The organism is Pseudomonas sp. BE134 (genome assembly GCF_031456105.1).
Taxonomy (GTDB): domain Bacteria; phylum Pseudomonadota; class Gammaproteobacteria; order Pseudomonadales; family Pseudomonadaceae; genus Aquipseudomonas.
This window is the reverse complement of the sequence record NZ_JAVDUA010000002.1, coordinates 17,806-43,697: the sequence shown is the minus strand read 5'-3', so window position 1 is coordinate 43,697 and position 25,892 is coordinate 17,806. Positions and strand designations below refer to the sequence as shown.

At 61.1% G+C, this 25,892-nt stretch carries 25 protein-coding genes; 17 read left to right on the top strand and 8 right to left on the bottom strand.

The features are described 5' to 3' along the window. Positions 1 to 99: 99 nt before the first annotated feature. From J2Y56_RS02235 to gshB, 7 genes are all read right to left on the bottom strand, one after another. Positions 100 to 1,371, bottom strand: a complete 1,272-nt coding sequence (locus tag J2Y56_RS02235; RefSeq protein ID WP_310348429.1) for a dihydroorotase — start codon at positions 1,369 to 1,371, stop codon at positions 100 to 102. Further along, entirely contained in the window at positions 1,368 to 2,387 is a 1,020-nt protein-coding gene (locus tag J2Y56_RS02230) for an aspartate carbamoyltransferase catalytic subunit (RefSeq protein ID WP_007945494.1), read from the bottom strand. The genes J2Y56_RS02235 and J2Y56_RS02230 overlap by 4 nt, the downstream gene beginning before the upstream one ends. Positions 2,388 to 2,413: 26 nt before the next feature. Then, the gene (gene pyrR / locus J2Y56_RS02225) at positions 2,414 to 2,917 is read right to left on the bottom strand and encodes a bifunctional pyr operon transcriptional regulator/uracil phosphoribosyltransferase PyrR (protein WP_007945493.1); all 504 of its coding nucleotides are present in this window, start codon (positions 2,915 to 2,917) and stop codon (positions 2,414 to 2,416) included. A 98-nt stretch (positions 2,918 to 3,015) separates the two neighbouring features. After that, positions 3,016 to 3,453, bottom strand: coding sequence for a Holliday junction resolvase RuvX (ruvX, locus tag J2Y56_RS02220; RefSeq protein WP_007945492.1), 438 nt, complete (start codon positions 3,451 to 3,453; stop codon positions 3,016 to 3,018). Further along, complete coding sequence (locus J2Y56_RS02215; protein ID WP_007945491.1) at positions 3,453 to 4,025, bottom strand: YqgE/AlgH family protein; 573 nt, start codon at positions 4,023 to 4,025, stop codon at positions 3,453 to 3,455. The genes ruvX and J2Y56_RS02215 overlap by 1 nt, the downstream gene beginning before the upstream one ends. A 193-nt stretch (positions 4,026 to 4,218) precedes the next feature. After that, positions 4,219 to 5,118 (bottom strand): energy transducer TonB, encoded by a 900-nt coding sequence (locus J2Y56_RS02210; RefSeq protein ID WP_310348425.1) that lies wholly within the window; start codon positions 5,116 to 5,118, stop codon positions 4,219 to 4,221. A 106-nt stretch (positions 5,119 to 5,224) separates the two neighbouring features. Then, positions 5,225 to 6,175, bottom strand: a complete 951-nt coding sequence (gshB, locus tag J2Y56_RS02205) for a glutathione synthase (RefSeq protein WP_310348422.1) — start codon at positions 6,173 to 6,175, stop codon at positions 5,225 to 5,227. Between the two features lie 235 nt (positions 6,176 to 6,410). Here gshB and pilG point away from each other — a divergent pair, with 235 nt between their 5' ends. The 6 genes from pilG to J2Y56_RS02175 all read left to right on the top strand — a co-directional run bounded on the left by pilG (position 6,411) and on the right by J2Y56_RS02175 (position 16,397). After that, positions 6,411 to 6,815 (top strand): twitching motility response regulator PilG, encoded by a 405-nt coding sequence (pilG, locus tag J2Y56_RS02200; RefSeq protein WP_007945488.1) that lies wholly within the window; start codon positions 6,411 to 6,413, stop codon positions 6,813 to 6,815. A gap of 57 nt (positions 6,816 to 6,872) precedes the next feature. Next, positions 6,873 to 7,238 carry a twitching motility response regulator PilH gene (gene pilH / locus J2Y56_RS02195; RefSeq protein WP_007945487.1) on the top strand — a complete coding sequence of 122 codons (366 nt, stop codon included), beginning with the start codon at positions 6,873 to 6,875 and terminating at the stop codon, positions 7,236 to 7,238. A 10-nt stretch (positions 7,239 to 7,248) separates the two neighbouring features. Further along, positions 7,249 to 7,782, top strand: a complete 534-nt coding sequence (locus tag J2Y56_RS02190) for a chemotaxis protein CheW (RefSeq protein ID WP_007945486.1) — start codon at positions 7,249 to 7,251, stop codon at positions 7,780 to 7,782. A gap of 147 nt (positions 7,783 to 7,929) precedes the next feature. Further along, positions 7,930 to 9,987, top strand: a complete 2,058-nt coding sequence (locus J2Y56_RS02185; protein ID WP_007945485.1) for a methyl-accepting chemotaxis protein — start codon at positions 7,930 to 7,932, stop codon at positions 9,985 to 9,987. Between the two features lie 49 nt (positions 9,988 to 10,036). After that, positions 10,037 to 15,937, top strand: a complete 5,901-nt coding sequence (locus tag J2Y56_RS02180; protein WP_310348419.1) for an Hpt domain-containing protein — start codon at positions 10,037 to 10,039, stop codon at positions 15,935 to 15,937. Continuing rightward, positions 15,930 to 16,397 (top strand): chemotaxis protein CheW, encoded by a 468-nt coding sequence (locus J2Y56_RS02175; protein WP_310348417.1) that lies wholly within the window; start codon positions 15,930 to 15,932, stop codon positions 16,395 to 16,397. The genes J2Y56_RS02180 and J2Y56_RS02175 overlap by 8 nt, the downstream gene beginning before the upstream one ends. A 112-nt stretch (positions 16,398 to 16,509) precedes the next feature. On the opposite strand, the gene J2Y56_RS02170 is transcribed toward J2Y56_RS02175, so the two are convergent. Then, entirely contained in the window at positions 16,510 to 16,896 is a 387-nt protein-coding gene (locus J2Y56_RS02170; protein ID WP_310348414.1) for a DUF6124 family protein, read from the bottom strand. 430 nt (positions 16,897 to 17,326) lie between these two features. On the opposite strand from J2Y56_RS02170, the gene J2Y56_RS02165 reads away from it, so the two are divergent. The 11 genes from J2Y56_RS02165 to madM all read left to right on the top strand — a co-directional run bounded on the left by J2Y56_RS02165 (position 17,327) and on the right by madM (position 25,825). Further along, positions 17,327 to 17,956 carry a nucleotidyltransferase domain-containing protein gene (locus J2Y56_RS02165; RefSeq protein WP_310348412.1) on the top strand — a complete coding sequence of 210 codons (630 nt, stop codon included), beginning with the start codon at positions 17,327 to 17,329 and terminating at the stop codon, positions 17,954 to 17,956. Next, complete coding sequence (locus J2Y56_RS02160) at positions 17,919 to 18,350, top strand: hypothetical protein (RefSeq protein ID WP_310348409.1); 432 nt, start codon at positions 17,919 to 17,921, stop codon at positions 18,348 to 18,350. The genes J2Y56_RS02165 and J2Y56_RS02160 overlap by 38 nt, the downstream gene beginning before the upstream one ends. Positions 18,351 to 18,579: 229 nt before the next feature. Further along, positions 18,580 to 20,250 carry a malonate decarboxylase subunit alpha gene (gene mdcA, locus J2Y56_RS02155; protein WP_007945472.1) on the top strand — a complete coding sequence of 557 codons (1,671 nt, stop codon included), beginning with the start codon at positions 18,580 to 18,582 and terminating at the stop codon, positions 20,248 to 20,250. Beyond that, positions 20,250 to 21,113: a triphosphoribosyl-dephospho-CoA synthase gene (locus J2Y56_RS02150; protein WP_007945471.1), complete on the top strand. Its 864-nt coding sequence runs from the start codon at positions 20,250 to 20,252 to the stop codon at positions 21,111 to 21,113. The genes mdcA and J2Y56_RS02150 overlap by 1 nt, the downstream gene beginning before the upstream one ends. Beyond that, positions 21,113 to 21,412, top strand: coding sequence for a malonate decarboxylase subunit delta (locus J2Y56_RS02145; RefSeq protein ID WP_007945470.1), 300 nt, complete (start codon positions 21,113 to 21,115; stop codon positions 21,410 to 21,412). Before J2Y56_RS02150 ends, J2Y56_RS02145 begins: the two co-directional genes overlap by 1 nt. Then, complete coding sequence (locus J2Y56_RS02140; RefSeq protein WP_310348406.1) at positions 21,405 to 22,256, top strand: biotin-independent malonate decarboxylase subunit beta; 852 nt, start codon at positions 21,405 to 21,407, stop codon at positions 22,254 to 22,256. The genes J2Y56_RS02145 and J2Y56_RS02140 overlap by 8 nt, the downstream gene beginning before the upstream one ends. Next, entirely contained in the window at positions 22,253 to 23,056 is an 804-nt protein-coding gene (mdcE, locus tag J2Y56_RS02135) for a biotin-independent malonate decarboxylase subunit gamma (protein WP_310348404.1), read from the top strand. Before J2Y56_RS02140 ends, mdcE begins: the two co-directional genes overlap by 4 nt. Next, positions 23,050 to 23,670 (top strand): malonate decarboxylase holo-ACP synthase, encoded by a 621-nt coding sequence (locus J2Y56_RS02130; RefSeq protein ID WP_033049198.1) that lies wholly within the window; start codon positions 23,050 to 23,052, stop codon positions 23,668 to 23,670. Before mdcE ends, J2Y56_RS02130 begins: the two co-directional genes overlap by 7 nt. Then, positions 23,667 to 24,578, top strand: coding sequence for a malonate decarboxylase subunit epsilon (gene mdcH / locus J2Y56_RS02125; RefSeq protein WP_007945465.1), 912 nt, complete (start codon positions 23,667 to 23,669; stop codon positions 24,576 to 24,578). The genes J2Y56_RS02130 and mdcH overlap by 4 nt, the downstream gene beginning before the upstream one ends. Positions 24,579 to 24,642: 64 nt before the next feature. After that, the gene (madL, locus tag J2Y56_RS02120; protein ID WP_007945464.1) at positions 24,643 to 25,059 is read left to right on the top strand and encodes a malonate transporter subunit MadL; all 417 of its coding nucleotides are present in this window, start codon (positions 24,643 to 24,645) and stop codon (positions 25,057 to 25,059) included. Position 25,060: 1 nt separating this feature from the next. Next, entirely contained in the window at positions 25,061 to 25,825 is a 765-nt protein-coding gene (gene madM, locus J2Y56_RS02115) for a malonate transporter subunit MadM (protein WP_310348401.1), read from the top strand. Positions 25,826 to 25,892 lie beyond the last annotated feature (67 nt).

Sequence of the window (25,892 nt, the reverse complement as noted above, 5' to 3'; positions counted from 1 at the left end):
GCGTGGGAATGCCTCTGCGGACGCTCCGCGTCCGCTTTCGGGACGCAGAGCGTCCCTTTCTGCATTCCCACGCAGAGCGTGGGAACGATCGGTGCAGGGTTACGCCTGGTGGCTAATCCGCCCATCCACCAAGGTGTAACGCACTACACCCGGCAGGGTATGCCCAATAAACGGACAGTTCTCACCCTTGGATCGCCAGTTCTCACCGGCCACGGTTGACGTCGCCGGGTCGAACAGCACGATGTCCGCCGGTCCACCCACCGCCAGCTTGCCGGCCGGCAAACGCAGCGCCTCGGCAGGCCCGGCACTCAAACGCGCCAGCAACGTCGGCAGGTCCAGCAAGCCGTCCTCCACCAGTGTCATCGCCAGCGGCAGCAGCAATTCAACGCTGCTGATGCCGGGCTCCGTAGCGCCGAACGGTGCCAGTTTGGCGTCGCGCTCGTGCGGTTGGTGATGGCTGGAGATGGCCGAGATCACGCCCGATTTCACCGCTTCCCGCAGGCCGTCGCGGTCGGCGCGGGTGCGTAATGGCGGCTGCACGTGATAGAGGCTGCTGAAGTCGATCAAGGCTTCATCGGTCAGGATCAACTGGTACAGGGCGACATCGGCGGTCACCGGCAGCCCGCGCGCTTGTGCCTGAGCGATCAGGGCCACGCCGCGAGCACTGGTGAGTTGGCTGAAGTGCGCACGCACGCCGCTCTGCTCGACCAGCAGCAGGTCCCGGGCCAGAGCCACGGTTTCAGCGGTTTCCGGAATGCCCGGCAAGCCGAGGAAACTGGCGGTCGGGCCTTCATGGGCCAGGCCACCTTCGGCCAGGTCGTGGTCTTGCGAGTTGAAAATCACTGTCAGGTCGAACGTCGCCGCGTATTCCAGCGCCCGGCACAAGGTGCGGGTGTTGCGGAAGCTCTCCAGACCGTTGCCGAAGGCCACGCAGCCAGCGTCGCGCAAGGCAACAAGCTCTGCAAGCTGTTCGCCGTCCAGGCCTTTGCTCAAGGCGCCAATCGGGAAGACTTTGGTGTTGCCGGCTTCGCGAGCGCGGTCGAGGATCAGTTCGGCCACGGCCGAGGTGTCCAGCACCGGTTTGGTTTTCGGTGGGCAGCACAGGCTGGTCACGCCACCGGCCGCCGCCGCGCGGGTTTCGCTATTGATCGAGCCTTTGCGGCTGTAGCCCGGCTCGCGCAGGGCGACATTGAGGTCAACCAGGCCGGGGGCCGCCACCAGGCCTTGGGCGTCGATGGTGTCTACTGCAACGAAACCGGCCGGAGCGGCGCCAAGGGCGATGATCTTGCAGGCTTCAATATGGATGTCAGTTACTTTATCCAGGCCAGTGGCTGGATCAATCACGCGGGCGCCGAGGATACTGAGCTTCACTGGGCGTTCTCCTGCTCGAATTGGCCTTGCTCGAATTGACGTTGCGCAGTCTGCCCGCTCATGGCCATGGACAGCACGGCCATACGAATCGCAATACCGTAGGTGACCTGGTTGAGGATCACCGAATGCGGGCCGTCGGCCACCGCCGACTCAATCTCCACCCCGCGGTTGATCGGCCCCGGGTGCATGACGATGCAGTCCGGCTTGGCCCCGGCCAGGCGGGCGGTGGTCAGGCCGAACAGGCGGTAGAACTCGCCTTCGCTCGGCAGCAGGCCGCCGGCCATGCGTTCGCGTTGCAGGCGCAGCATGATCACCACGTCCACATCTTTCAGGCCTTCGGCCATGTCGGTGTAGACCTTCACGCCGTATTGCTCGATGCCGATGGGCAGCAGGGTTTTCGGCGCGATCACGCGGATGTCCGGGCAACCGAGGGTTTTCAGCGCCAGCATGTTCGAGCGTGCCACCCGCGAGTGCAGGATGTCGCCGACGATGGCCACCGAGAGGTTTTCGAAACCGCCCTTGTGTCGACGGATGGTGAGCATGTCGAGCATACCCTGCGTCGGGTGCGCGTGACGGCCGTCGCCGCCGTTGATGATTGCCACTTGCGGGCAGACATGTTCGGCGATGAAGTGTGCGGCACCGGAGTCACCGTGGCGCACGACGAACATGTCGGCAGCCATGGCTTCGAGGTTGCGCAGGGTGTCGAGCAGGGTTTCGCCCTTGCTCGCCGACGAGGTCGACACGTTCAGGGTGATCACGTCCGCCGACAGCCGCTGGGCCGCCAGTTCGAAGGTGGTGCGGGTGCGGGTGGAGTTTTCGAAGAACACGTTGCACACGGTCTTGCCGCGCAACAAAGGGACTTTTTTCACGGCCCGGGCGCCGACTTCGAGGAACGAGTCGGCAGTGTCGAGGATTTCCGTCAGCAACTCGCGGCGCAAACCGTCGAGCGAGAGGAAGTGGCGCAGCTGGCCCTGATCATTGAGCTGCAGCGGGCGCTTGGTTTCTAGAGGCGTCATCGCGAGGGGACTCTCAATAGGGCGGATTAAAGGGCGAGGTCTTGCAACTCAAGCTTGAGCTCGGGACCGGACAGTTTCACCCGCTCGTGGGCGGCCAGCGACAGCGTCGCGCCCACCACGTTCGGGCGAATCGGCAGCTCGCCGGCGTCCAGGTCCAGCAGGCAGACCAGCGTTACGCTGGCCGGGCGGCCGTAGTCGAAAAGTTCGTTCAGCGCCGCGCGGATGGTCCGGCCGCTCATGAGCACGTCGTCGATCAGCACCAGGTGCTGGCCTTCGATTTCGAACGGCAGTGCAGACGGGCGAACCTGGGGGTGCAAACCGCTCTGGCTGAAATCGTCGCGATAGAAGGACACGTCCAGGGTGCCGAGCGGCGAGTCGCTGCCCATTTCATCGAGCAAGGCCTGGGCGACCCAGACACCGCCGGTACGAATACCGATGTAACGCGGTTCGCTGATGCCTCGTTTGGCCAGGTGGGCGTCAAGCCGGATCGCCATCTGGCTGATCAGTTCGGCGGGATTGGGCAGGCTCATGGTAGCTCCTTCTTGGGCCCGAGCCGATGTTGCTTGGGTGTTGGCTCGGGTTGTCGCTATAAAGAGTCGCTTGCAGCGGCTCTTGAGGATTCGTTGTTTCAGGACTCGAACAGTGCGCTGTTTTCGTCGAGCCAGCCTTGCAGCAGCAGGGCGGCGGCGATGGCGTCCACCGGGTTGTCGCGGTAACTGCCTTTTTGCCCGCCCCGATCACGTCGCTCGCCCTTGGCTTCAAACGTGGTCAGGCGTTCATCGTGGGTATAGAAGGGCAGGTTGTAGCGGCCGTTCAGGCGGCGGGCGAACTTTTCCGCGCGCAGGCACATGTCGCTCGGGGTGCCGTCCATGTTCAAGGGCAGGCCGACCACCACCGCATCGGGTTTCCACTCTTTAATCAGGGCTTCGACCTGATTCCAGTCGGGAACACCGTTCTGAGCCTTCAAAGTGCACAGCTCGCGGGCCTGGCCGGTAATCACCTGCCCGACCGCTACGCCGATCTGCTTGGTGCCATAGTCAAAACCCAAAATCAGGCGCAGGGCCATCAGGCGTGCCCCGCCTGGCTGGTGAGCAGGCTGAGGTTGACGCCCAAATGTTTGGCCGCCGCTTCCAGGCGCAGTTCGCTGCTGGTGTTGAACAGGATGTCGGCGTCGTACGGGCAGGTCAGCCAGGCGTTCTGGGCCAGTTCGGCATCCAGCTGCCCGGCTTCCCAGCCAGCGTAACCCAAGGCGATCAGGCTTTTCGCCGGACCCACGCCGTCGGCGATGGCGAACAGCACGTCTTGAGAAGTGGACAAGGACAGTTCGCCTTCCAGATCAGCGGTCGCCTGATAAGTCTGACCTGTTGGGTGCAGGACAAAGCCACGATCCGTCTGCACCGGACCGCCCATGAAAATCGGCACATGCTGGCACAGCGCCGGCGGCTCGATGTCCGGGCGCAGTTGCTCAAGAATGTCGGCCAGACTCAGGTCTTGCGGGCGGTTGATCACCAGCCCCATGGCACCATTGGCCGTGTGCTCGACGATGTAGGTCAAGGTGTGCGCAAAGTTCGGGTCGGCCATATGAGGCATGGCGATCAGGAAGTGATGCTTGAGGTAGCTGGGGCTGACGTTTTTCATGAGCGATAGTGTGGCGTTGGAGGGGCGAACTGACAAGCTGGGGATGCACAGGAAATGCCTCAAATGCCAGCAACAATACAGATTAACTGTGGGAGCGAGCCTGCTCGCGATTGCGGTCTGTCAGACACTTCGATGCTGGATGTGATGCCGCATTCGCGAGCAGGCTCGCTCCCACAGGGGATTATTGGTGGTGTCAGTTGCTGGAGAGTCTGTCCCCACGGGCAAACTTCCACGTGCGGATGATTTCCAGGCGGTCGATGTCCGAAAGATCGCCGGTAAACGGCGCAAAGGGTGCCGCGAGCCTGACGATCCGCTGCGCCGCCTGATCCAGCAGCGGTTGCCCGGACGACTCCAGCACCAGCACTTCATACAGCGAGCCGTCGCGGTTGATCGAAACCATTAGCCGCAAATTGCCGTAGATCTGTTGGCGTCGGGCTTCGTCGGGGTAGTTGAGGTTACCAATGCGCTCGACCTTCTTGCGCCATTCGTCCTTATACCAGGCACCTTTGTCGCGCATGGTCGAGGCCGCGCTCAAGCGGTGGATACGCGGGCGCTTGGCGTACAGCTGTTGTTCATTGGCCAGTTCCGCTTCGAGGCTGGCGATGTCGCTGGACAACTGGGAGCTGTCGAACGTCGGTGCAGCGACCGCAGGTTTGGTTTGCGGTTTGACCTCTTCGTTCTTGGCAGGGGCTTTTTTCGGTTTGGGTGCGACGGTGGTCACGGCAGCCTTGGGCGCCGCTTCCTGCACTTCAGGCTTGGCAGCGGGCGGCGGCGTGACTTTTTGCACCTTGTTGTCCTGGAACGGCGCGACCTCGGTGGTCTTGGGGATCGCCTTTTTATCCAGGGTGCCGCTGCCCTGCTGATTTTCCTGGGCAAGGAAGTCGGCTTTTTCGGGCTTCTTTTCGCTTTTGAAGGTGGCGAGGGTGATTTCCAGGGTTTTGCTGATTTGTTGGGGTTCGATCATCGTAAAACCGACGCCCAACAGCAAGGCTAAATGGATCAACGCCGCCAGAAACAGGGTAAAACCGAGACGATCAGCCGGGCGCACGCCACGATGGGCGAGTTCAGCGGGCAGATCGGACGGGAGAGTCATGGCAGAAAAACCAACATCGCGTTTTTATGGGCTCGGCATGATAGCGCAATGTTGGTTTTTAGCTTCAAGCCGCAAGCTTCAAGCGACAAGCTGTAGAGACGCAGCTTCAAGCTTGCAGCTTCTTCTCAATGACCTCCATCAGCAGGCCGCCAATATCGGTGCCAAAGGCATTGTCGATTTCGCGAATGCAGGTCGGGCTGGTGACGTTGATTTCGGTCAGGTGTTCGCCGATCACGTCCAGGCCCACGAACAACAGGCCTTTCTCACGCAGGGTCGGGCCGACTTGAGCGGCAATCCAGCGATCCTTGTCGGTCAGTGGGCGGGCTTCGCCACGGCCGCCGGCCGCGAGGTTGCCACGGGTTTCACCGGCGGCGGGAATGCGCGCCAGGCAGTAATCCACCGGCTCACCATCGATCATCAGGATGCGCTTGTCGCCATCCTTGATCGCCGGCAGGTACGCCTGGCCCATGATCTGCTGGGCGCCCAGCGCGGTCAGGGTTTCCAGAATCACCGACAGGTTCGGGTCGCCAGCACGGTGACGGAAGATCGAAGTGCCGCCCATGCCGTCCAGTGGCTTGAGGATGACGTCGCCGTGTTTGGCGGCGAATTCACGCAGCACATCGGCGCGACGGCTGACCACGGTCGGCGGCGTGCACTGCGGGAACAGCGTGGCGAACAGCTTTTCGTTGCAGTCACGCAGGCTTTGCGGCTTGTTGACCACCAGCACGCCGGCGCGCTCGGCTTGCTCCAACAGGTAGGTGGAGTAAACGAATTCCATGTCGAACGGCGGATCCTTGCGCATCAGGATCACGTCCAGATCGCTCAACAGCGCATCGCTTTCATCGCCCAGCTCGAACCATTTTTCCGGGTTGGCGAACACCTTCAGCGGCCGCATCCGCGCCCGTGCTTCACCTTCGCCCTGATACAAATCGCGCTGTTCCATATAGAACAGTTCCCAGCCGCGGTTCTGCGCAGCCAGCAGCATGGCCAGCGAGCTATCCTTTTTATAGGAAATATTGGCAATAGGATCCATGACAATCCCGACGCGAACGCTCATGGGTTTTTCCTCGAAAATGGCTGGTCCGAAAGGACATGAAAAAGTGGCGTCAGAGTGGCGCTCAGTGTGTTCCCGGTCAAGGAAAAACCACCGCAAAGACCGGCCGATAGATTGCATTTGGAGACTGTGCTAAAAAGGCTGCCATGCCGTGCCGGCCCTTGATCGTAAAGGGTTTCGAGCCAGCGATTACCCTTAAACGGACAATTTGTTTCGCAAAGGCGACGGTAGAGCATTTATGGATCAGCATTCCAGCGCCTTGAAGGTCATGGTGATCGACGATTCGAAGACGATTCGTCGCACCGCCGAAACGCTGTTGAAGAATGTGGGTTGTGAAGTCATTACGGCCATCGACGGTTTCGATGCGCTGGCCAAGATTGCCGATAACCATCCCGGCATCATCTTTGTCGACATCATGATGCCGCGTCTGGATGGCTATCAGACCTGCGCTTTAATCAAGAACAACAGTGCGTTCAAGTCCACGCCAGTGATTATGCTGTCGTCCAAGGACGGGCTGTTCGACAAGGCCAAGGGGCGCATCGTTGGTTCCGACCAGTTTTTGACCAAGCCTTTCAGCAAGGAAGAGCTGCTGAACGCGATCCAGGCCCACATTCCGGGCTTCGCCGCCGTTTTGCCGCAGTAGGACACGCAAAGTGACGCTCGGCCAGCGGGCCCGGCGTCGACAAGAATGGGGAAGACCATGGCACGTATTCTGATCGTCGATGATTCGCCGACTGAAATGTACAAACTGACCGGCATGCTGGAAAAGCACGGTCACGAAGTGTTGAAAGCCGAAAACGGCGCCGACGGCGTGGCCCTGGCCCGTCAGGAAAAACCCGACGCGGTGCTGATGGACATCGTCATGCCCGGTCTCAACGGCTTTCAGGCGACTCGCCAGCTGACCAAAGACCCGGACACCGGGCACATCCCGGTGATTATCATCACCACCAAGGATCAGGATACCGACAAGGTCTGGGGCACCCGCCAGGGCGCCAAGGACTACCTGACCAAGCCGGTCGATGAAGAAACCCTGATCAAAACCCTGAACAACGTGTTGGCCGGTTGATCGCCCGGCCATGAGCGAGTCGTTGACGGCTTTTGAACTGCTGCTGCAAATCGACCAGCGCTGTCGCTTGCTGGCGGCGGATCTGCCGTCGCAGCCGACGCGGCAGGACAGCTGGAGCGGTATCGGTTTTCGCTTGGGCGAGGATTGGTACGTCGCGCCGATGGGCGAAGTCAGCGAAGTCCTGCATGAACCGCGTTTTACCCAATTGCCGGGCGTCAAACCCTGGGTCAAAGGGGTGGCCAACTTGCGTGGGCGATTGCTGCCGATCATGGACTTGTACGGTTTTTTTGGCCACGAAGTCTCGGCGGCGCGCAAGCAGCGGCGGGTGTTGGTGGTGGAGCATGACGAGGTGTTTGCCGGGTTGCTGGTCGACGAAGTCTTCGGTTTGCAGCACTTTGCCCAGGATAGCCTGGAACCGGTAGATCATTGGACCGGGCCAATGTCGGCGTTCGTCAAGGGCCGGTTCCAGCGTGAGCAGACCTGGCAAGTGTTCAGCCCGTTTGCGTTGGCGCAGTCGCAAAGCTTTATGCATGTCGCGCTATAAACCCGGACCCTTGTGGGAGCGAGCCTGCTCGCGATTGAACGATAACGCGGTGTTGCTGAGACACCGCGGCGCCTGAATCGCGAGCAGGCTCGCTCCCACAGGGTTTTCGGCAAGCATCAAAGGGTGTTGGTTAACAGGCGAGGACCGATGATAAAAATAAAAACAGGCAAGCCAGAAGGATCGCGCAGCCGCTCGCAGATCGTCGCGCTTTTTATCGCGCTGATCGTGTTCATCATGCTGCTGTTCGCCAATTTCGCTTACCTCAACACCCAGGCCACGTACGACAAACAGTACATCGGCCATGCCGGTGAACTGCGCGTGCTGTCCCAGCGCATCGCCAAAAATGCCACCGAAGCCGCCGCCGGCAAAGCGGCTGCGTTCAAATTGCTCAGCGATGCGCGCAATGACTTTGCGCTGCGTTGGGGTTACCTGAAGAAGGGTGATCCGGCCACTGGCCTGCCGCCAGCGCCGTCCACCGTACGCCCGGAAATGCGCGCCGTGCAGCTCGATTGGGAGCGCTTGCTGAAAAACACCGACGCGATCCTCACCAGCGAGCAGACCGTGCTGTCGCTGCATCAAGTCGCCGCGACCCTGGCCGAAACCGTGCCGCAGTTGCAGGTCGAGTACGAAAAAGTCGTCGAAATCCTTCTGCAACGTGGGGCTCCGGCTGCTCAGGTTGCGGTGGCCCAGCGTCAATCGCTGCTGGCCGAGCGCATTTTGGGCGCGGTGAATATGGTGCTGTCCGGCGACGAAAACTCGCAGCAGGCCGCCGATGCTTTCGGTCGTGACGCCGCGCGTTTTGGCCTGGTTCTCAACGGCATGCTTCAGGGTAACGTGGCGCTGAGGATCAGCCAGGTCGAAGACCGGGATGCCCGCGCCCGGTTGAGCGAGATTTCCGAACTGTTCGAATTCGTCTCCGGCTCGGTGGATGAAATCCTCGAAACCTCGCCCGAACTGTTCAAGGTCCGTGAGTCAGCCACCAACATTTTCACCCTGTCGCAAACCCTGCTCGACGAAGCCTCGCACCTGGCCATCGGTTTCGAAAACCTCGCCGACGGGCGCAATGTCGACACCATCGGCGGTTACGTGCTGGGTCTGCTGGCACTGATGTCGATCATCCTGATCGGCCTGGTGATGGTTCGCGAAACCAACCGCCAGCTGCAGGAAACCGCCGAGAAGAATGAACGTAACCAGAACGCGATCATGCGGCTTCTGGACGAAATCGAAGACCTGGCCGACGGCGACTTGACCGTCACGGCTTCGGTGACCGAAGACTTCACCGGCACCATTGCCGACTCGATCAACTACTCCGTGGACCAATTGCGCGACCTGGTGGCGACCATCAACCTGACCGCCGGCCAGGTGGCTGCCGCCGTGCAGGAAACCCAGGCCACCGCCATGCATCTTGCGCAGGCTTCAGAACATCAGGCACAGCAGATTTCCGAAGCCTCCACGGCCATTAACGACATGGCCCAGTCCATCGATCAGGTCTCTGCCAACGCCGCTGAATCTTCGGCGGTGGCGGAGCGCTCGGTGGAAATTGCCAACAAGGGCAACGAGGTGGTGCACAACACCATCCACGGCATGGACAACATTCGCGAGCAGATTCAGGACACGGCCAAGCGCATCAAGCGTCTGGGTGAGTCCTCCCAGGAAATCGGCGATATTGTCAGCCTGATCGATGACATCGCCGATCAGACCAACATCCTCGCGCTCAACGCCGCCATCCAGGCGTCGATGGCCGGTGATGCCGGGCGCGGTTTTGCGGTGGTGGCCGATGAAGTCCAGCGCCTGGCCGAGCGTTCGTCCGCCGCGACCCGGCAAATCGAAACCCTGGTGCGAGCGATCCAGACCGACACCAACGAAGCGGTGATTTCCATGGAACAGACCACCACCGAAGTGGTGCGTGGTGCGCGGCTGGCGCAGGATGCCGGTGTGGCCCTGGAAGAAATCGAAGGTGTATCGAAGACCCTCGCCGCGTTGATCCAGAGTATCTCCAACGCAGCGCAGCAACAGACCTCTTCGGCCGGACAGATTTCCCTGACGATGAATGTGATTCAACAGATCACCTCGCAGACCTCGTCCGGCTCCACCGCCACCGCCGAGAGCATCGGCAACCTGGCGAAAATGGCCAGTCAGCTGCGGCGTTCGGTGTCCGGCTTCACCTTGCCGGCCGCCAAGGTACAGGCGGCGGATAAAGCGTGAACCGTCCACAGGCATATGATTTTTGATTGGTGTAGGGACTGGAGTGGTTATGGGTGATCGGCACGACTATGTGGCCCTCGAATGGGTCAAAGGCGAGATTGCCGAAACGCTGAAGCAGGCCCATCAAGCAATCGAAACCCTGCTTGATGACCCGCAGGCGTTGTACGCCTTGAGCGATTGCCTGGCCTACATCCATCAGGTGCACGGCAGTTTGCAGATGGTCGAATTCTACGGTGCGGCCCTGCTCGCCGAAGAGATGGAACAACTGGCGAGCGCCTTGCAGCACAACCGCGTCAGCCATCGTGACGAGGCGCTGCACCTGTTGATGCAAGCCCTCGGACAACTGCCGATTTATCTCGACCGGGTGCAAGGTGCGCGCCGTGACCTGCCTTTGGTGGTGTTGCCGCTGCTCAACGACTTGCGCAGTGCGCGGGGGGACACTCTGCTCTCGGAAACCAGCCTGTTCAGTCCGCAACTGGTGGAGCTGCCGCCGTTGGACGACGCATCGCTGGCCCTGCTGGAGCCTGCGGATTTTGCCAATGTGCTGCGCAGATTGCGGCAGATGCTGCAAATGGCGCTGGTCGGGTTGCTGCGGGAACAGGATGACGACACCCATTTTAATTATCTGGCCAAGGTTTTTTCACGCCTTGAAGGGTTATGCGCTGATGCGCCCCTGAGCCCGCTGTGGCAAGTCGCCTCGGCACTGGTCGAAGGCATGCGCACAGACGTGATCGCCAACAGCCCGGCGCTGCGCAGCCTGTTCAAGGACGCCGACAAAGAACTCAAGCGTTTGCTCGAACAAGGCATCCACGCAATCAATCAACCGGCACCGCCGGAGCTGCTCAAGAGTTTGCTGTTCTACATTGCCAAGGCCGACCATCCCACCGGGCAGATGCTGACCATGAAAGATCGCTACTCACTGGACGATGCGTTGCCCGACAGCGCGATGGTCGATGAAGAACGGGCACGGCTGGCCGGTCCCGACCGCGATGCCATGCGCTCGGTGCTGGCTGCGCTCTGTGAAGAGCTGGTGCGGGTCAAGGAACGCCTGGACCTGTTCGTGCGCAGCGACCGTCAGCACACCTCGGACCTCGAAAGCCTGTTGGCGCCGCTGCGGCAAATCGCCGACACCCTGGCGGTGCTGGGGTTTGGTCAGCCGCGCAAAGTCATCATCGATCAACTGGCGGTGGTGCTGAGCCTGGCTCAGGGCCAGCGCGAACCCAACGACGCGATCCTCATGGACGTCGCGGGCGCCTTGCTCTACGTCGAAGCCAATCTGTCCGGCATGATGGGCACGGTAGAGCCCGAGAGCCAGGAAGAAAGCCGCCTGCCGACCACCGATCTGACGCAGATCCACCAGATCGTCATCCGCGAAGCGCGTATCTGTCTGCAACAAGCCAAGGACATGATCGTCGACTACATCGATGCCGACTGGGATCGCCAGCATTTGCAGGCATTGCCGGCCTTGCTGACCCAGGTGCGCGGTGCCTTGTCGATGATCCCGTTAAGCCGTGCGGCGAGCCTGATCGAAACCTGCAATCACTTCATCCGCGAGCATTTGCTGGTGGAGCCGGACCAGCCCGACTGGCAGGAGCTGGACAGCCTGGCCGACGTCGTGACCAGCATCGAGTATTACCTGGAGCGCCTTGGCGATGATCCTGAAGCACCGGGCGAACAACTGCTCGATGTCGCCGAAAAGAGTTTGGCCTCGCTCGGTTTTTTCCCCAGCGAATTGCAAGTGCCGATGCTCGACGATGTGCTCAGCCCGAGTGAAGCCCGGGTGATGCAGGAGATGCAGGAACTCGATGACCCCGAGATCGCACAGTCGCTGGCCGATGTGCTGGCCAACCCCGTGTCGTCCGTCAACCCGCCCGCCCTGAACACCCCGGGCAGTCTGTTGCCGCCGCCCGCCGGTGAAGAGCCGGTTGACGATGAGCTGCGCGAAGTCTTTCTCGAAGAGACCGATGAAGTTCTGGATATTCTCCAGGAATACTTGCCGCGCTGGGCGGTCAACCCGGATGACAAGTCGGCCTTGAGTGAGGTACGCCGAGCCTTCCACACGTTGAAAGGCAGTGGCCGGATGGTCCGGGCGCTGGTGCTGGGCGAGCTGGCCTGGGCGGTGGAGAACCTGCTCAACCGTGTGCTGGAGGACAGCATCGCGCCTGGGGCCGCCGTGCAACAACTGCTTACCGAAGCACTGAATCTGCTGCCGGAGCTGGTAGCCGAATACGCCGGCAATGCCCAGCGTCAGCGAAATGATGTCGACCAATTGGCCGCGCGCGCACATGCACTTGCCAAGGGCGATGCGCCGGCCAGCGATGAAGATACCCAGGACGTCGCGGCCCTTGACCCGCTGTTGCTGGAGATCTTCCGCAAAGAAGCTGAAACCCATCTGGCCAGCCTCAACCGCTTTCTCGATCAGGCCGCCGAGCATGTGCCGCTTCAGGCCAGCGATGAGTTGCAGCGGGCGTTGCACACGCTCAAGGGCAGTGCCTCGATGGCCGGCGTCTTGCCGATTGCCGAACTGGCAACGGCACTGGATCAACTGGCCCGCGAGTACAAGGCGCACCAGATTGCACTGGATCTGGACGAAGTCGAACTATTGCTGGAAGCCGAAGGGTTGTTCCGGCTCGGGTTGCGACAACTCAAGACGGATCCATTGGCGCAGATACGCGGCGCCGGCCCATTGATCGAACAAACCCGGGCGTTGCTCGCTGAACATTTGCAAAAGCAGTCGAGCACGCCCAATACCGCGCCGCGAACCAAGCGCGATCCGCAGCTAATCAACAACTTTCTGTCCCAGGGCATGGACATCCTGCTGGACGCCGAAAGCCTGTTGCAGCGCTGGCAACAGCATCCTGGTGAGCGTCAGGAGCTGACCGCGCTGCTCGACGAGCTGACCACCCTCGGCGAAGGCGCGCACCTCGCTGACCTGCATCCGGTGGACGCACTCTGCGAAGCCTTGCTCGACCTGTATGGCGCGGTGGAAGAGAGCAGCCTGGCGGTCAGTGAGCGGTTTTTTCATGAGGCGCAACAGGCTCACGAAGCGCTGATCAACATGCTGGATGAACTGGCCGCTGGCCAGGAAATCAGCCCGCAGCCGGAACGTATCCGGGCCTTGCGCGGTTTGCTCGACGAAAGTCTGGATCCGTCCGCCATGGGCCTGATTCGCAGCGATGGCAGCCGTACCCTGAGCATCCGCGAGCTGGGCAGCGCCACCGCTGAACTGGAGCAAGCGGCGACCCAGGTGGATCTGGATGACGAAATCGTTTCGATCTTCCTTGAAGAAGCGATGGATATCCTCGAAAGCGCCGGCCAGGCGCTGCAGCGCTGGTTGAGCGACCCGGACAACGCCGCGCCGCTGTTGTCCTTGCAGCGGGATTTGCACACCCTCAAGGGTGGGGCGCGGATGGCCGAAGTCCAGCCGGTCGGCGACCTCGCCCATGAACTGGAAAGCCTTTACGAAGGCTTGGTGGACCGCCGTTACAACCACAGTGAAACCCTGGCGCAGTTGCTGCAACAGAGCCATGACCGGCTCGCGGTGTTGCTTGAGCAGTTGCAGAATCAGCAATCGCTGGGCAACCCGGGCGAGCTGATCGAGGCGATTCGCGAGTTTCGTCAGGGCAACGCCAACGCCGCCGAAGTTGCGGAGTCTGCGTCGGTCAAGGATTCGCCGGGGCAAGATCCCGAGTTGCTGGAGATCTTCCTGGAGGAAGGTTTCGACATCATAGAAAACTCGGGTGCCGCGCTCGTGCGCTGGCAGGCCGAACCGTCGAGCCGGCAGGAAATTGAAACCCTGCTGCGTGACCTGCACACGCTCAAGGGCGGCGCGCGAATGGTCGAAATCGCGCCGATTGGCGACCTTGCCCATGAGCTGGAATTTCTTTACGAAAGCCTGTCGGCGGGCGCGCTGCAACCGAGCGCGGCGTTGTTCACGTTGGTGCAAAGCAGTCACGACCGGTTGGCGCAGATGCTCGATGCGACCCGCGCCGGGCAACCATTGCCGCCCGCCGACAGCTTGATCGACGCGATCAAGAACTTCAGTCACCCGGCGGTGCTGCAACCGGCCGTTGTGGCGCCCGTTGCCGCCAAACCCGAGACGCCCGTGCCGCAAGCCGAAGCGGGCGCCGACATGGTCAAGGTCTCGGCGGAACTGCTCGACGACCTGGTCAACCTGGCCGGTGAGACGTCAATCTTCCGGGGCCGTATCGAGCAGCAGGTCAACGATGCACAGGTCACCCTGAGCGAGATGGAAACCACCATCGAGCGGATGCGCGACCAATTGCGCCGGCTTGATACCGAAACTCAGGGGCGCATTCTCAGCCGCCAGCAAGTCGACGCCGAACGCCAGGGCTACGAAGAATTCGACCCGCTGGAAATGGACCGCCACTCGCAATTGCAGCAACTGTCGCGTGCGCTGTTCGAGTCGGCCTCTGACTTGCTGGACCTGAAGGAAACCCTCGACCGGCGCAACCAGGACGCGGAGAACCTGCTGCAACAGCAGGGCCGCATCAATACCGAATTGCAGGAAGGCCTGATGCGCACGCGCATGGTGCCGTTCGAGCGGATGCTGCCGCGTTTGAAGCGCATCGTTCGTCAGGTCTCCAGCGAACTGGGCAAGGACGTGGAATTCATCGTCGGCAACGCTGAAGGCGAGATGGACCGCAACGTGCTCGAACGCATGGCGCCGCCGCTGGAACACATGCTGCGCAACGCTGTGGACCACGGTCTGGAATCGGCGGAGGTGCGAGTCGCGGCCGGCAAACCGGCCAAGGGGCGGATCACACTCGACTTGTCCCGCGAGGGCGGCGACATGATTTTCGACATCCGCGACGACGGTGCCGGCGTACCGCTGGATGCAGTGCGACGCAAGGCGATCAAGCGCGGCTTGCTGGCGGCCGATGCCGAGATCAGTGATCGCGACGTCTTGCAGTTCATCCTGCAACCGGGGTTTTCCACGGCCGAGAAGATCACCCAGATTTCCGGGCGTGGCGTCGGCATGGACGTGGTCCATGAAGAAGTTCGCCAGCTCGGTGGCTCGATGGTCATCGACTCTGTGCCGGGGAAGGGCGTGCATTTTCGCATTCGCCTGCCGTTCACCGTGTCGGTCAACCGCGCGCTGATGGTGCAGTGCTTTGAAGATCAATATGCGATCCCGCTGAATACCATCGACGGCATCGTCCGTGTGCTGCCCAATGAACTGGAAGGGCATTACCGACTCGATCCTCCCCGGTACAACTACGCCGGGCAGGACTACGAACTGTGCTACCTCGGCGAGCTTCTGAAAACCAGCACCCGCCCGAAACTGCTGGGGCAAAGCCTGCCGTTGCCGGTATTGCTGGTGCAATGCAACGAGCGGCAAATTGCTGTTCAAGTCGATTCCATGGCCGGCACCCGCGAGATCGTGGTGAAAAGCCTCGGCCCGCAGTTTGCGGCGGTGCAGGGCTTGTCCGGCGCGACGATTCTGGGCGATGGCCGGGTGGTGCTCATTCTTGATTTGCTGGCGCCGATCCGCGCCATGCAGGCACCTGTGCCGCAGCAGGTGTTGACCCAGGACACCGAAGTCGAACCACACAAACCCTTGCTGGTGATGGTGGTCGATGACTCGGTGACGGTGCGCAAGGTCACCAGTCGTTTGCTCGAACGCCATGGCATGAACGTGCTGACCGCCAAGGACGGGGTCGACGCCATGTTGCTGCTTGAAGAACACCTGCCGGACCTGATGCTGCTGGACATCGAGATGCCGCGGATGGACGGCTTCGAAGTCGCGACCCAGGTGCGCGCCGACGAGCGTCTGCAGCACCTGCCGATCATCATGATCACCTCACGCACCGGCCAAAAACACCGCGACCGCGCGATGGCCATCGGCGTCAACGATTACCTCGGCAAGCCGTACCAGGAATCGGTGCTGCTCGAAAGCATCGCCCTGTGGAGCAAATCCCATGCTTGATGACCATTTTTACCAGCGCACCAACAACCTCACCGGTCTGTTGCTGCCCCTGGCCGACCGCAACCTGATCGTGCCCAACGTCGCGGTGGCGGAGCTGATCGACTATCAGCCGGGGGCGTTCGATCTGGATACGCCGCCGTGGTATCTGGGGCTGGTGACGTGGCGCGACCGGCAAATTCCGTTGCTGAGTTTTGAATCGGCATGCGGTAATAAAGTCGTGATCGGCGAGCGGGCGCGGATCGTGATTCTCAATGCGCTGGGCGGGCGGCCGCAATTGAAGTTCATTGCGTTGCTGGTGCAGGGAATTCCCCGGTCGTACAAGCTCGACAGTCAGTTAAGTTATGTCGATGTGCCGTTGTGTTCGCTGGAGCAGGCGGCGGTGCAGGTGGGGGAGCAAGTGGCCAAAGTGCCAGACTTGCTGGCGCTGGAGGAGTTACTGGTAAGTGCCGGGTTGGTCTGACCGGCCCCATCGCGAGCAAGCTCACTCCCACAGGTTTTGTGTTCGCCGCCGATCCAATGTGAGAGCGAGCCTGCTCGCGAAGGCGACCTTCAATTCACCAAAAATCTAACGGCTAAACCTTGGCCTGAGCGCGCATCTGCATCTGCAACGCCTCGTAATGGTCCAACGCCCGCTCCACCAACAACTGAACGCCATCCGCCATTCGGCTGATCGCCAAGGCGACCGAGCGGCGAGAGCCTTCCACATCGTCTGCCAGATCGGCAGCAATCGCGCTGATCGACAGCATGTCTTCAGAGGCGTTGGCCAGCAGGGCTTCGGCGTCGATGTCGGGGCAGACAGTGAAGAGCTGGGATTTGTTACGGCGTCCCGGTGGTTTGTCGCGAGCAGGGGGGAAGTAATAGGAGAACGCGCGGTCGGCGGCTTCCTTGAGTTTTTCGGCTTCGAGGGATGGGGCGGAACCGGTGTCGGTTTCCGGGGGGTTGGGAGTAGCTTTAAACATGGTGACTCTCCGTACAAGGGTGAAGCTGACCCATTCGGTTTCCAAGCGAATGGTGGCAGCTGTACGCGGTTGGAAACCCGGGGTACGGCCCGGCAGACCCTAAGGTCTTCCGCGCACAGCCGCCATAACGGAGTGCACACTTTGAAGGTGCGCAAGCATACGTTATGAAGGACGCTTTTGCGTCCCGTACTCATGGGGTTTCCAGCCCCGGTCGCTGAATTGTCAGCGACCCACAAACGATAAAGCCCAGCGCAAAACCCCACCAGTCAGCGGCTTCCGGCATTGCTGTAAGCATCGCGGCCAGAATGCGTAGCCTCACGCCCTTCCTGCTTACAAACTTTTAAACACAAAACCTCAATCGACCAGCCCAGGTTGAAGATTCCCAAAAAGGGACCTATCGTTCCCTTTTTGGGACTCATCGGTTGCCACTGTGAAAAACCTTTCCCTCAGCGAAGCCCTGTTCACGACAACTCAGCAAAAAGTGCTGGGCTTGTTGTTCGGCAAACCCGACCGCAGTTTTTACGCCAACGAGATCGCCCGCTGGGCTCAAGTGGGTAAAGGCAGCCTCATGCGCGAGCTGGATCGGTTGCATCAGGCCGGCGTGCTGACCCTGAGCCGTCAAGGCAACCAGACTCACTATCAAGCCAATCCACAATGCCCGATCTATGCCGAACTGTTAGGCATCGCCCGCAAAACCTTTGGTATTGCCGAGCCTTTGCGCCAAGCACTGCAACCCTTTGCCGAACAGATCACCTGGGCATTTGTGTACGGTTCAATCGCCAAGGATTCCGCAAACGCATCCAGTGACATTGATCTCATGCTGATCGGCGAAAGCCTCCACTACAGTGAAGTGATGGAGCGGCTGATGCCTCTGGAAGAGCAACTGGGCCGCGTCCTCAACCCGACGCTCTATACCCCCGACGACTGGGCCGCAAAACTGGCGGCTGAAAACAGCTTTGTCGTGCGGGTGGCGCAGCAGGACAAGATCAACCTGATGGGGGGAAACCCTTTGGAGTCCAAGGATGGGCAGCAACGAGAATCTGGAGAACCTGATACGTAGCGGTGGACTGAAAGCCGAGCCGCCGGATCGCAAGGAATGCGAAGGACTGATGCGTTCCGCGGTGGATCGATTGAAAGATGCGCAAACGTCTTCGCTTTCCTTCGCAAGCCGTTTTGACCTGGCTTACAACGCTGCCCATGCCTTGGCTCTGACGGCTCTTCGCTTGTGTGGTTACCGTTCAGACAAGAGATACCTGGTGTTTCAATGCCTGGTTCATACCGCTGATATTGGCAAAGTGCAGGTTCGGTTATTCGCGCTGTGCCATGAGCGACGAAACCTGGCGGAGTACGAGGGCTACATGGATGAAGATCCGGCGTTGTTGGCGCAGTTGTTGGAATGCGCTGAGCAGTTGCTGGTTCGTGTGCAGCAGCTGATGACTGGGTTGAAATGTTGAAACTGCGGTGATTTTTCCGGCCCCTTCGCGAGCAAGCCCGCTCCCACATTTGATCTGTGTACGCCGATCCAATGTGGGAGCGGGCTTGCTCGCGAAGGCGCCAGTCCAGGCAACAGATATCTCCAACCAACCATTACCCTGACCGTAACGATCCACCGCTCAGCTTGATTGATGCCCCCACCCAACACTCCTAAGGTGACTTCCACGAAAGCGAACCCGTGGAGTGGTCATGACAACAACAATATCCCCCGACTCGCGATGGACGCGCCGGCGCAGCGAAAAGCAGCGGCGTCTGGCGTTGGTCAAGCATTTCGCCGATGGCGTAGTCCTGCACACCGACAAAATAGTCGCGGCGCTGGAGGCGCTTATCCTGCCCGGCGACCGCGTGGTGCTGGAGGGTAATAATCAGAAGCAGGCGGATTTCCTGTCCCGCTCACTGGTCAAGGCTGATCCCGCCAAGCTGCATGACCTGCATATGATCATGCCCAGCGTCGGCCGTGCCGAGCATCTGGACCTGTTCGAGCGCGGCATCGCCCGCAAGCTCGATTTCTCCTTTGCCGGCACACAAAGCCTGCGTATCAGCCAGTTGCTGGAAGACGGCCTGCTGGAAATCGGCGCGATTCACACCTACATCGAGCTCTATGCGCGACTGGTGGTCGACCTGATTCCCAACGTCGTGCTTTCTGCCGGTTTCATGGCTGACCGCGCCGGTAACATCTACACCGGCCCCAGCACTGAAGACACTCCAGCTTTGATCGAACCGGCTGCGTTCAGTGACGGCATCGTCATCGTCCAGGTCAACCAGTTGGTCGACGATGTCAGCGACTTGCCGCGCGTCGACATCCCCGCATCCTGGGTCGATTTTGTGGTGGTGGCGGACAAGCCGTTCTACATCGAACCGCTGTTCACCCGCGACCCACGGCACATCAAGCCCGTACACGTGCTGATGGCGATGATGGCCATCCGTGGCATCTACGAAAAACACAACGTTCAGTCGCTGAATCACGGCATCGGTTTCAACACTGCCGCCATCGAATTGATCCTGCCGACCTACGGTGAATCCCTCGGACTCAAAGGCAAAATCTGCCGCAACTGGACGCTCAATCCGCACCCGACCTTGATCCCGGCGATTGAAAGCGGCTGGGTCGAAAGCGTGCATTGCTTCGGCACCGAACTGGGTATGGAAAACTACATTGCCGCACGGCCGGACGTGTTCTTCACCGGCCGCGACGGCTCGCTGCGTTCCAACCGGATGTTCTGCCAACTGGCCGGACAGTACGCAGTGGACCTGTTCATCGGCGCGACCCTGCAAGTCGACGGCGACGGTCATTCCTCCACCGTGACCCGCGGACGCCTCGCCGGATTTGGTGGTGCGCCGAACATGGGCCACGACCCGCGCGGTCGCCGTCACGGCACGCCGGCCTGGCTCGACATGCGCCACGACGATGCGCCTGAAGCCTTGCTCGAACGCGGCAAAAAACTCGTGGTGCAAATGGTCGAGACCTTCCAGGAGGGCGGCAAACCGACCTTCGTCGAAACCCTCGACGCCATCGACGTGGCGAAGAAAAGCGGCATGCCGCTGGCGCCGATCATGGTCTACGGCGACGACGTCACCCACCTGCTGACCGAAGAAGGTATCGCCTATTTGTACAAGGCGCGCTCGCTGGAAGAACGCCAGGCGATGATTGCCGCCGTCGCCGGGGTGACCGCCATTGGCCTGCGCCACAACCCGAAAGACACCGCACGCATGCGCCGCGAAGGGTTGATTGCCTTGCCCGAAGACCTCGGCATCCGCCGCACCGACGCCACCCGCGAACTGCTCGCAGCGAAAAGCGTGGCGGATCTGGTCGAGTGGTCCGGTGGCCTCTACAACCCGCCCGCCAAGTTCAGGAGCTGGTAATGCACGCACTCAACCTGCAACCCACAACCTTGAGCCTGGCGGAACGGCTAGCCGATTTGGCGGTGGACGCGCTGATCGACGAAGCGGACCTGTCGCCGAAACCGGCGCTGGTCGACCGTCGTGGCAACGGCGCCCACACCGATTTGCACCTGGGGTTGATGCACGCTTCGGCGTTGTCACTCTGGTCCGCGTTCAAGGAAATGGCCGAAGCCGCTATCGAATGTGGCGAAATCGGTTTGCCGCTGCGCGAAGCGGTGGGGCGGATTGGCCGGGAAGGGGAGCAAGCGATGCTCGCCACCACGGGAGGTGTGAATACCCATCGCGGGGCGATCTGGGCCTTGGGCCTGTTGGTCACTGCCGCGGCGCTTGAGCCGGCCGGTTCCATCACCTTGCGCGCCGCACGCCTGGCGTTGCTCGACGACCGTTACGCACCCCGTCCCCTCAGCCACGGCGCCCAAGTCGCCCAGCGCTACGGCGCCCGAGGTGCCCGTGAAGAAGCACAGCTGGGTTTTCCTTCTGTGGTGCAACGGGCATTGCCGCAACTCAAACGCAGCCGCGCCGCCGGCCACGGAGAGCAGAACGCCCGGCTCGATGCCTTGCTGGCGATCATGACCCGACTGGCCGACACCTGCGTGCTCTACCGCGCCGGCGAAGACGGCCTGCGCACCATGCAACTTGGCGCCCAGGCCGTGCTCGATGCAGGCGGCAGCGCCAGCCTTGCCGGTCGCCGCCGTTTGCATGAACTGGATGAACAATTAATCGCGTTGAATGCCTCGCCCGGTGGTGCTGCCGACTTGCTCGCAACCTGCCTGTTTATTGACCGTATCGAGTCGGGCGATGGGCTCATCCTGGGAGTATTTTGATGGAAACCTTATCCTTTGAATTCCCCGCCGGGCAGCCGCCACGCGGTCGCACGCTGGTGGGTTGTGTCGGCTCCGGCGATCTGGAAGTGCTGATCGAACCAGGTCAGGCCGGCAAGCTGACCATCAACGTGCAGACTTCGGTCAATGGCGCGCAACAGCGCTGGCAGCATCTGTTCACGCGGATGTTCGACGGTCAGACACCGCCGGCGATGGCCATCGATATCCACGATTTCGGCGCGACACCGGGCGTGGTGCGCTTGCGTCTGGAACAAGGCTTTGAGGAGATCAGCCATGACTGACAGCGCACAACTTCTTAACAAACACAGCTTCATCGAACTCGGCGCCCGGCAACGAGCGAAAGCCTTGCTCGACCCCGGCACCTTCCGCGAATTGCTCGACCCGTTTCAACGCGTCATGTCGCCGTGGCTGGAGCGCCAGGGCGTGGTGCCGCAAGCCGATGACGGCGTGGTGATCGCCAAGGGCAGCATCGGTGGATTGCCGGTGGTGATCGCGGCTATCGAAGGCGCATTCCAAGGTGGCAGCCTCGGTGAAGTCGGCGGGGCGAAGATTGCCGGTGCGCTGGAACTGGCCGCAGAAGACAACCGCAACGGCATTCCAACCCGCGCCGTGCTGCTGCTGGAAACCGGCGGCGTGCGTTTGCAGGAAGCCAACCTCGGACTGGCAGCGATTGCCGATATCCACGCGGCGATTGTCGACCTGCGCCAATACCAACCGGTAATTGGTGTGGTGGCCGGCAGCGTCGGCTGCTTTGGCGGGATGTCGATTGCTGCCGGGTTGTGCAGCTATTTGCTGGTGACCCAGGAAGCGCGACTTGGCCTGAACGGCCCGCAAGTCATCGAACAGGAAGCGGGCCTTGAAGAATACGACTCTCGTGACCGTCCTTTCATCTGGAGCCTGACCGGTGGCGAGCAGCGTTTCGCCAGCGGTTTGGTAGATCGTTATGCCGCCGACGATGTGGCGCAGATTCAGCAGCAGGTGTGCGAATTGCTCAAGCAAGGTTTGCCGGCGCAGCACCGTAGCCAACAGGCCGGGCTGTTCCTGCAACGTTTGGCGCGGCTGGACGCTGAACCGCAAATCGAGCCGTCAGTGGTTCGCGATCTGTATGAAGGAGCGCGCTCATGAGCACCTATTCGCTGAAAGGTTTGAACTGGTTCAACGCTTTGAGTGCAGGGGAGAAACCGGTCGAAGGTTTGCCCGCTTCATTGAAGGTGGCTGATGGTGTGCTGGGTGATCAGCCTGTCCGGTTTATCGCAGTGGTGGCTGATCCGGACAACCGTTTTGTCCGTGCGCGTAACGGTGAAGTCGGTTTGCTGGAAGGTTGGGGCTTGGCGAAAGCGGTGGATGACGCGATCGCCGCTGATGTGGATAAACCGCACAAGCGCGCCTTGATCGCCATCGTCGATGTGCCGAGTCAGGCTTATGGCCGACGCGAAGAAGCCCTCGGCATTCACCAGGCATTGGCCGGGGCCGCAGACAGTTATGCCCGTGCCCGTTTGGCCGGTCATGCGGTGATTGGTTTGCTGGTGGGCAAGGCGATGTCGGGGGCATTTCTGGCTCATGGTTATCAAGCCAATCGGTTGATCGCCCTGCGAGATCCGGGAGTGATGGTGCATGCGATGGGCAAGGCTTCGGCGGCGCGGGTGACCTTGCGCAGCATTGAAGAACTTGAAGCGCTGGCCGCCAGCGTGCCGCCGATGGCCTATGACATCGACAGCTACGCCAGTCTCGGTCTGTTGTGGGAAACCCTGTCGGTGGAACAGATTGAGCAGCCGACGGTAGCCGATCTGGCGCGGGTGGCTGAATGCCTGAATCAGGCGATTGGCGATGTGGCGGCCCACGGTCACGATCTGAGCAGTCGCTTGGGTGCAAGCAACCGTGCCGCTTCGAGCAAGGTGCGCCAACTGTTGAGAGCGCAGTGGTGAACACGCTTATGGCCCACGATCTGCTCTGGGGGATGACCCCGGAGCAGTTGCCTGCGGATGCACCTGCGTGGGTGAGCGAATCGCTAAGCGCGGGGCAGCCGGTGGTGGTTCGGCGTGCGCTGAGCGCTGCGGGTCTGGTCGCGGTCGGTGTGCGTGGGCGTTTGCGTGAACAGCGTTTTGCGACGCTGATGCCGGCCGATGCCATTCAGCGCCGAGTCAAACCGGAAGACCTTTGCCACGTCTCGATCGATCGGGATTTGCCGGCCTTGCGTGCCCTCGATCAACTGCGGCCGATACTCGATGAGTGTGGTTGGGTGTGGGGTGTCAGCGGCAGTGCCGGGTTTGAATTGGCCAGCGGCTTTGTTGCCTTGCACGAGGGCAGTGATCTCGATTTGATTCTGCGCACGCCGCAAGCGCTGGAGCGTTCTCAGGCGCACGCACTGATGAAGATTCTCGATGCGGCTGTGTGCCCGGTGGACATGCAGTTGCAGACGCCGTTTGGCGCTGTGGCCCTGCGCGAATGGGCCGGTTCTGCTCGGCGTGTATTGCTGAAGAATGCCACCGAAGCCTGTCTGGTGAGCGATCCGTGGAATCCGCAGGAGCAAGCCGCATGAGCAGTTTGCTGGTGTTCCCCGGCCAGGGCGCGCAGCAGCCGGGCATGCTCCAGCGTTTGCCGCGCGAGACGGTGAACGAGGCGAGTGAAGTGTTGGGTGAAGAGGCGTTGTTGCTGGATGGTGACGAGGCCTTGAAGTCGACCCGTGCGGTTCAGCTTTGCCTGTTGATCGCCGGCGTGGCGGCATCACGCCAATTAGCCATGGCGCCGGATTACGTGGCCGGATTGTCCATCGGCGCTTACCCGGCAGCGGTGGTGGCCGGTGCCTTGAGTTTCAGCGATGCGCTGCATCTGGTCAGCCTGCGCGGTGAGTTGATGCAGCAGGCTTATCCACAGGGTTACGGCATGACCGCGATCATCGGCCTGGAGTTGTCCACAGTCGAAGGCTTGCTGGCGCAGGTTCACAGCGTCGATACGCCGGTGTACCTGGCCAATATCAATGCCGATAACCAGATAGTGATTGCGGGCAGCGACGGGGCGATGAACGCGGTGGCGGTGCTGGCGAAACGTAGCGGTGCAGGTCTGGCCAAACGGCTGGCGGTCAGTGTGCCGTCGCATTGTCCGCTGCTGGATGCGCCGGCTAAAACCCTGGCCGAAGCCTTTGCCAAGGTGCCGCTGAAAACGCCGTCGTTGGGTTACCTCAGTGGCAGCCGCGCCCGGCCCATCATCAATGTCGACGCCTTGCGCGATGACCTCGCGTTCAACATGTGCCGCGTCGTTGACTGGCGTGGCACGGTACAAAGCGCTTATGAGCGCGGCGTACGTCTACAGATCGAACTTCCGCCCGGTGCGGTGTTGACCGGGCTGGCGCGCCGGGTGTTCGAGCAGGGCACTGTGATTGCTTTCGACGGTGCGCGGCTCGACACCTTGCAGGCGCTGTTGCGTGAGGAGGGAAGCCGCCAACCCTAGACCCCGACTCAGGCCTTCGAACAACAAAAACAACATTCGACGATGCACTTTGAGGACTACAACAATGATTATTTACGGTGTGGCGCTGTTGGCGATCTGTACGCTGGCGGGAGTGATCATGGGCGATGCGCTTGGCATGTTGCTGGGCGTCAAATCCAACGTTGGCGGGGTCGGGATCGCGATGATCCTGCTGATTTGCGCGCGGTTGTGGATGCAAAAGCGCGGCGGCATGACCAAGGACTGCGAGATGGGCGTCGGTTTCTGGGGCGCCATGTACATTCCGGTAGTGGTCGCGATGGCCGCGCAACAAAACGTGGTGACGGCCTTGCATGGCGGGCCAGTGGCGGTGCTCGCGGCGATCGGCTCGGTGGTGCTCTGTGGCTGCACCATCGCCTTGATCAGCCGGACGCATAAAGGCGAACCCTTGCCCGATGAACCGGTGGACATTACCCCGGTCGGCACACCTGTAGGAGGTCGTTGATATGTGGGAATCCATCGAGAAAGGCCTGACCACGAACAGTCTGGTCACCGCGTTCGCATTTGTTGGCGTAATCATGTGGGTGTCGGTTGTCTTGTCGAAGAGGCTGACATTCGGGAGGATTCACGGCTCGGCGATTGCCATTGTCATCGGGCTGGTGCTGGCGTGGGTCGGAGGCACCCTGACGGGTGGGCAAAAAGGCCTTGCGGATTTGACCCTGTTTTCTGGCATTGGGTTGATGGGCGGCGCGATGCTGCGCGACTTTGCCATTGTCGCCACGGCATTCGAAGTTCAGGCCAGCGAAGCGAAAAAAGCCGGGTTGATTGGCGTGATCGCGCTACTGCTTGGCACGATATTGCCGTTCATTGTCGGCGCGTGCATGGCCTGGGCGTTTGGTTATCGTGATGCGATCAGCATGACCACCATCGGCGCGGGCGCGGTGACGTACATCGTCGGGCCAGTGACCGGGGCGGCGATTGGCGCCAGTTCCGATGTGATGGCGTTGTCGATTGCCACCGGGTTGATCAAGGCGATTCTGGTGATGGTCGGTACGCCAATGGCGGCGCGCTGGATGGGCCTGGATAACCCGCGTTCGGCGATGGTGTTTGGCGGGTTGGCCGGTACGGTCAGCGGCGTGACGGCCGGGCTGGCGGCGACGGATCGGCGGTTGGTGCCATATGGCGCGTTGACGGCGACTTTCCACACCGGGCTTGGGTGCTTGCTGGGGCCTTCGTTGTTGTACTTCATTGTTCGCGGGATTGTGGGTTAAACCGAAGCATCGACTCTGAATGTACCGACGCCATCGCGAGCAGGCTCGCTCCCACAGGGAATTGCAT

What these genes read in the sequence shown, in the direction of transcription:
- pilH (WP_007945487.1), top strand. Translation starts at nt 6,873, where the DNA reads ATGGCACGTATTCTGATCGTCGATGATTCGCCGACTGAAATGTACAAA.
- J2Y56_RS02215 (WP_007945491.1), bottom strand. Translation starts at nt 4,025, where the DNA reads ATGAAAAACGTCAGCCCCAGCTACCTCAAGCATCACTTCCTGATCGCC.
- mdcE (WP_310348404.1), top strand. Translation starts at nt 22,253, where the DNA reads ATGAGCACCTATTCGCTGAAAGGTTTGAACTGGTTCAACGCTTTGAGT.
- mdcA (WP_007945472.1), top strand. Translation starts at nt 18,580, where the DNA reads ATGACAACAACAATATCCCCCGACTCGCGATGGACGCGCCGGCGCAGC.
- J2Y56_RS02175 (WP_310348417.1), top strand. Translation starts at nt 15,930, where the DNA reads ATGCTTGATGACCATTTTTACCAGCGCACCAACAACCTCACCGGTCTG.
- J2Y56_RS02230 (WP_007945494.1), bottom strand. Translation starts at nt 2,387, where the DNA reads ATGACGCCTCTAGAAACCAAGCGCCCGCTGCAGCTCAATGATCAGGGC.
- mdcH (WP_007945465.1), top strand. Translation starts at nt 23,667, where the DNA reads ATGAGCAGTTTGCTGGTGTTCCCCGGCCAGGGCGCGCAGCAGCCGGGC.
- J2Y56_RS02150 (WP_007945471.1), top strand. Translation starts at nt 20,250, where the DNA reads ATGCACGCACTCAACCTGCAACCCACAACCTTGAGCCTGGCGGAACGG.
- J2Y56_RS02190 (WP_007945486.1), top strand. Translation starts at nt 7,249, where the DNA reads ATGAGCGAGTCGTTGACGGCTTTTGAACTGCTGCTGCAAATCGACCAG.
- J2Y56_RS02180 (WP_310348419.1), top strand. Translation starts at nt 10,037, where the DNA reads ATGGGTGATCGGCACGACTATGTGGCCCTCGAATGGGTCAAAGGCGAG.
- J2Y56_RS02160 (WP_310348409.1), top strand. Translation starts at nt 17,919, where the DNA reads ATGGGCAGCAACGAGAATCTGGAGAACCTGATACGTAGCGGTGGACTG.
- madM (WP_310348401.1), top strand. Translation starts at nt 25,061, where the DNA reads ATGTGGGAATCCATCGAGAAAGGCCTGACCACGAACAGTCTGGTCACC.
- ruvX (WP_007945492.1), bottom strand. Translation starts at nt 3,453, where the DNA reads ATGGCCCTGCGCCTGATTTTGGGTTTTGACTATGGCACCAAGCAGATC.
- J2Y56_RS02145 (WP_007945470.1), top strand. Translation starts at nt 21,113, where the DNA reads ATGGAAACCTTATCCTTTGAATTCCCCGCCGGGCAGCCGCCACGCGGT.
- J2Y56_RS02140 (WP_310348406.1), top strand. Translation starts at nt 21,405, where the DNA reads ATGACTGACAGCGCACAACTTCTTAACAAACACAGCTTCATCGAACTC.
- madL (WP_007945464.1), top strand. Translation starts at nt 24,643, where the DNA reads ATGATTATTTACGGTGTGGCGCTGTTGGCGATCTGTACGCTGGCGGGA.
- gshB (WP_310348422.1), bottom strand. Translation starts at nt 6,175, where the DNA reads ATGAGCGTTCGCGTCGGGATTGTCATGGATCCTATTGCCAATATTTCC.
- J2Y56_RS02210 (WP_310348425.1), bottom strand. Translation starts at nt 5,118, where the DNA reads ATGACTCTCCCGTCCGATCTGCCCGCTGAACTCGCCCATCGTGGCGTG.
- J2Y56_RS02185 (WP_007945485.1), top strand. Translation starts at nt 7,930, where the DNA reads ATGATAAAAATAAAAACAGGCAAGCCAGAAGGATCGCGCAGCCGCTCG.
- J2Y56_RS02170 (WP_310348414.1), bottom strand. Translation starts at nt 16,896, where the DNA reads ATGTTTAAAGCTACTCCCAACCCCCCGGAAACCGACACCGGTTCCGCC.
- pilG (WP_007945488.1), top strand. Translation starts at nt 6,411, where the DNA reads ATGGATCAGCATTCCAGCGCCTTGAAGGTCATGGTGATCGACGATTCG.
- pyrR (WP_007945493.1), bottom strand. Translation starts at nt 2,917, where the DNA reads ATGAGCCTGCCCAATCCCGCCGAACTGATCAGCCAGATGGCGATCCGG.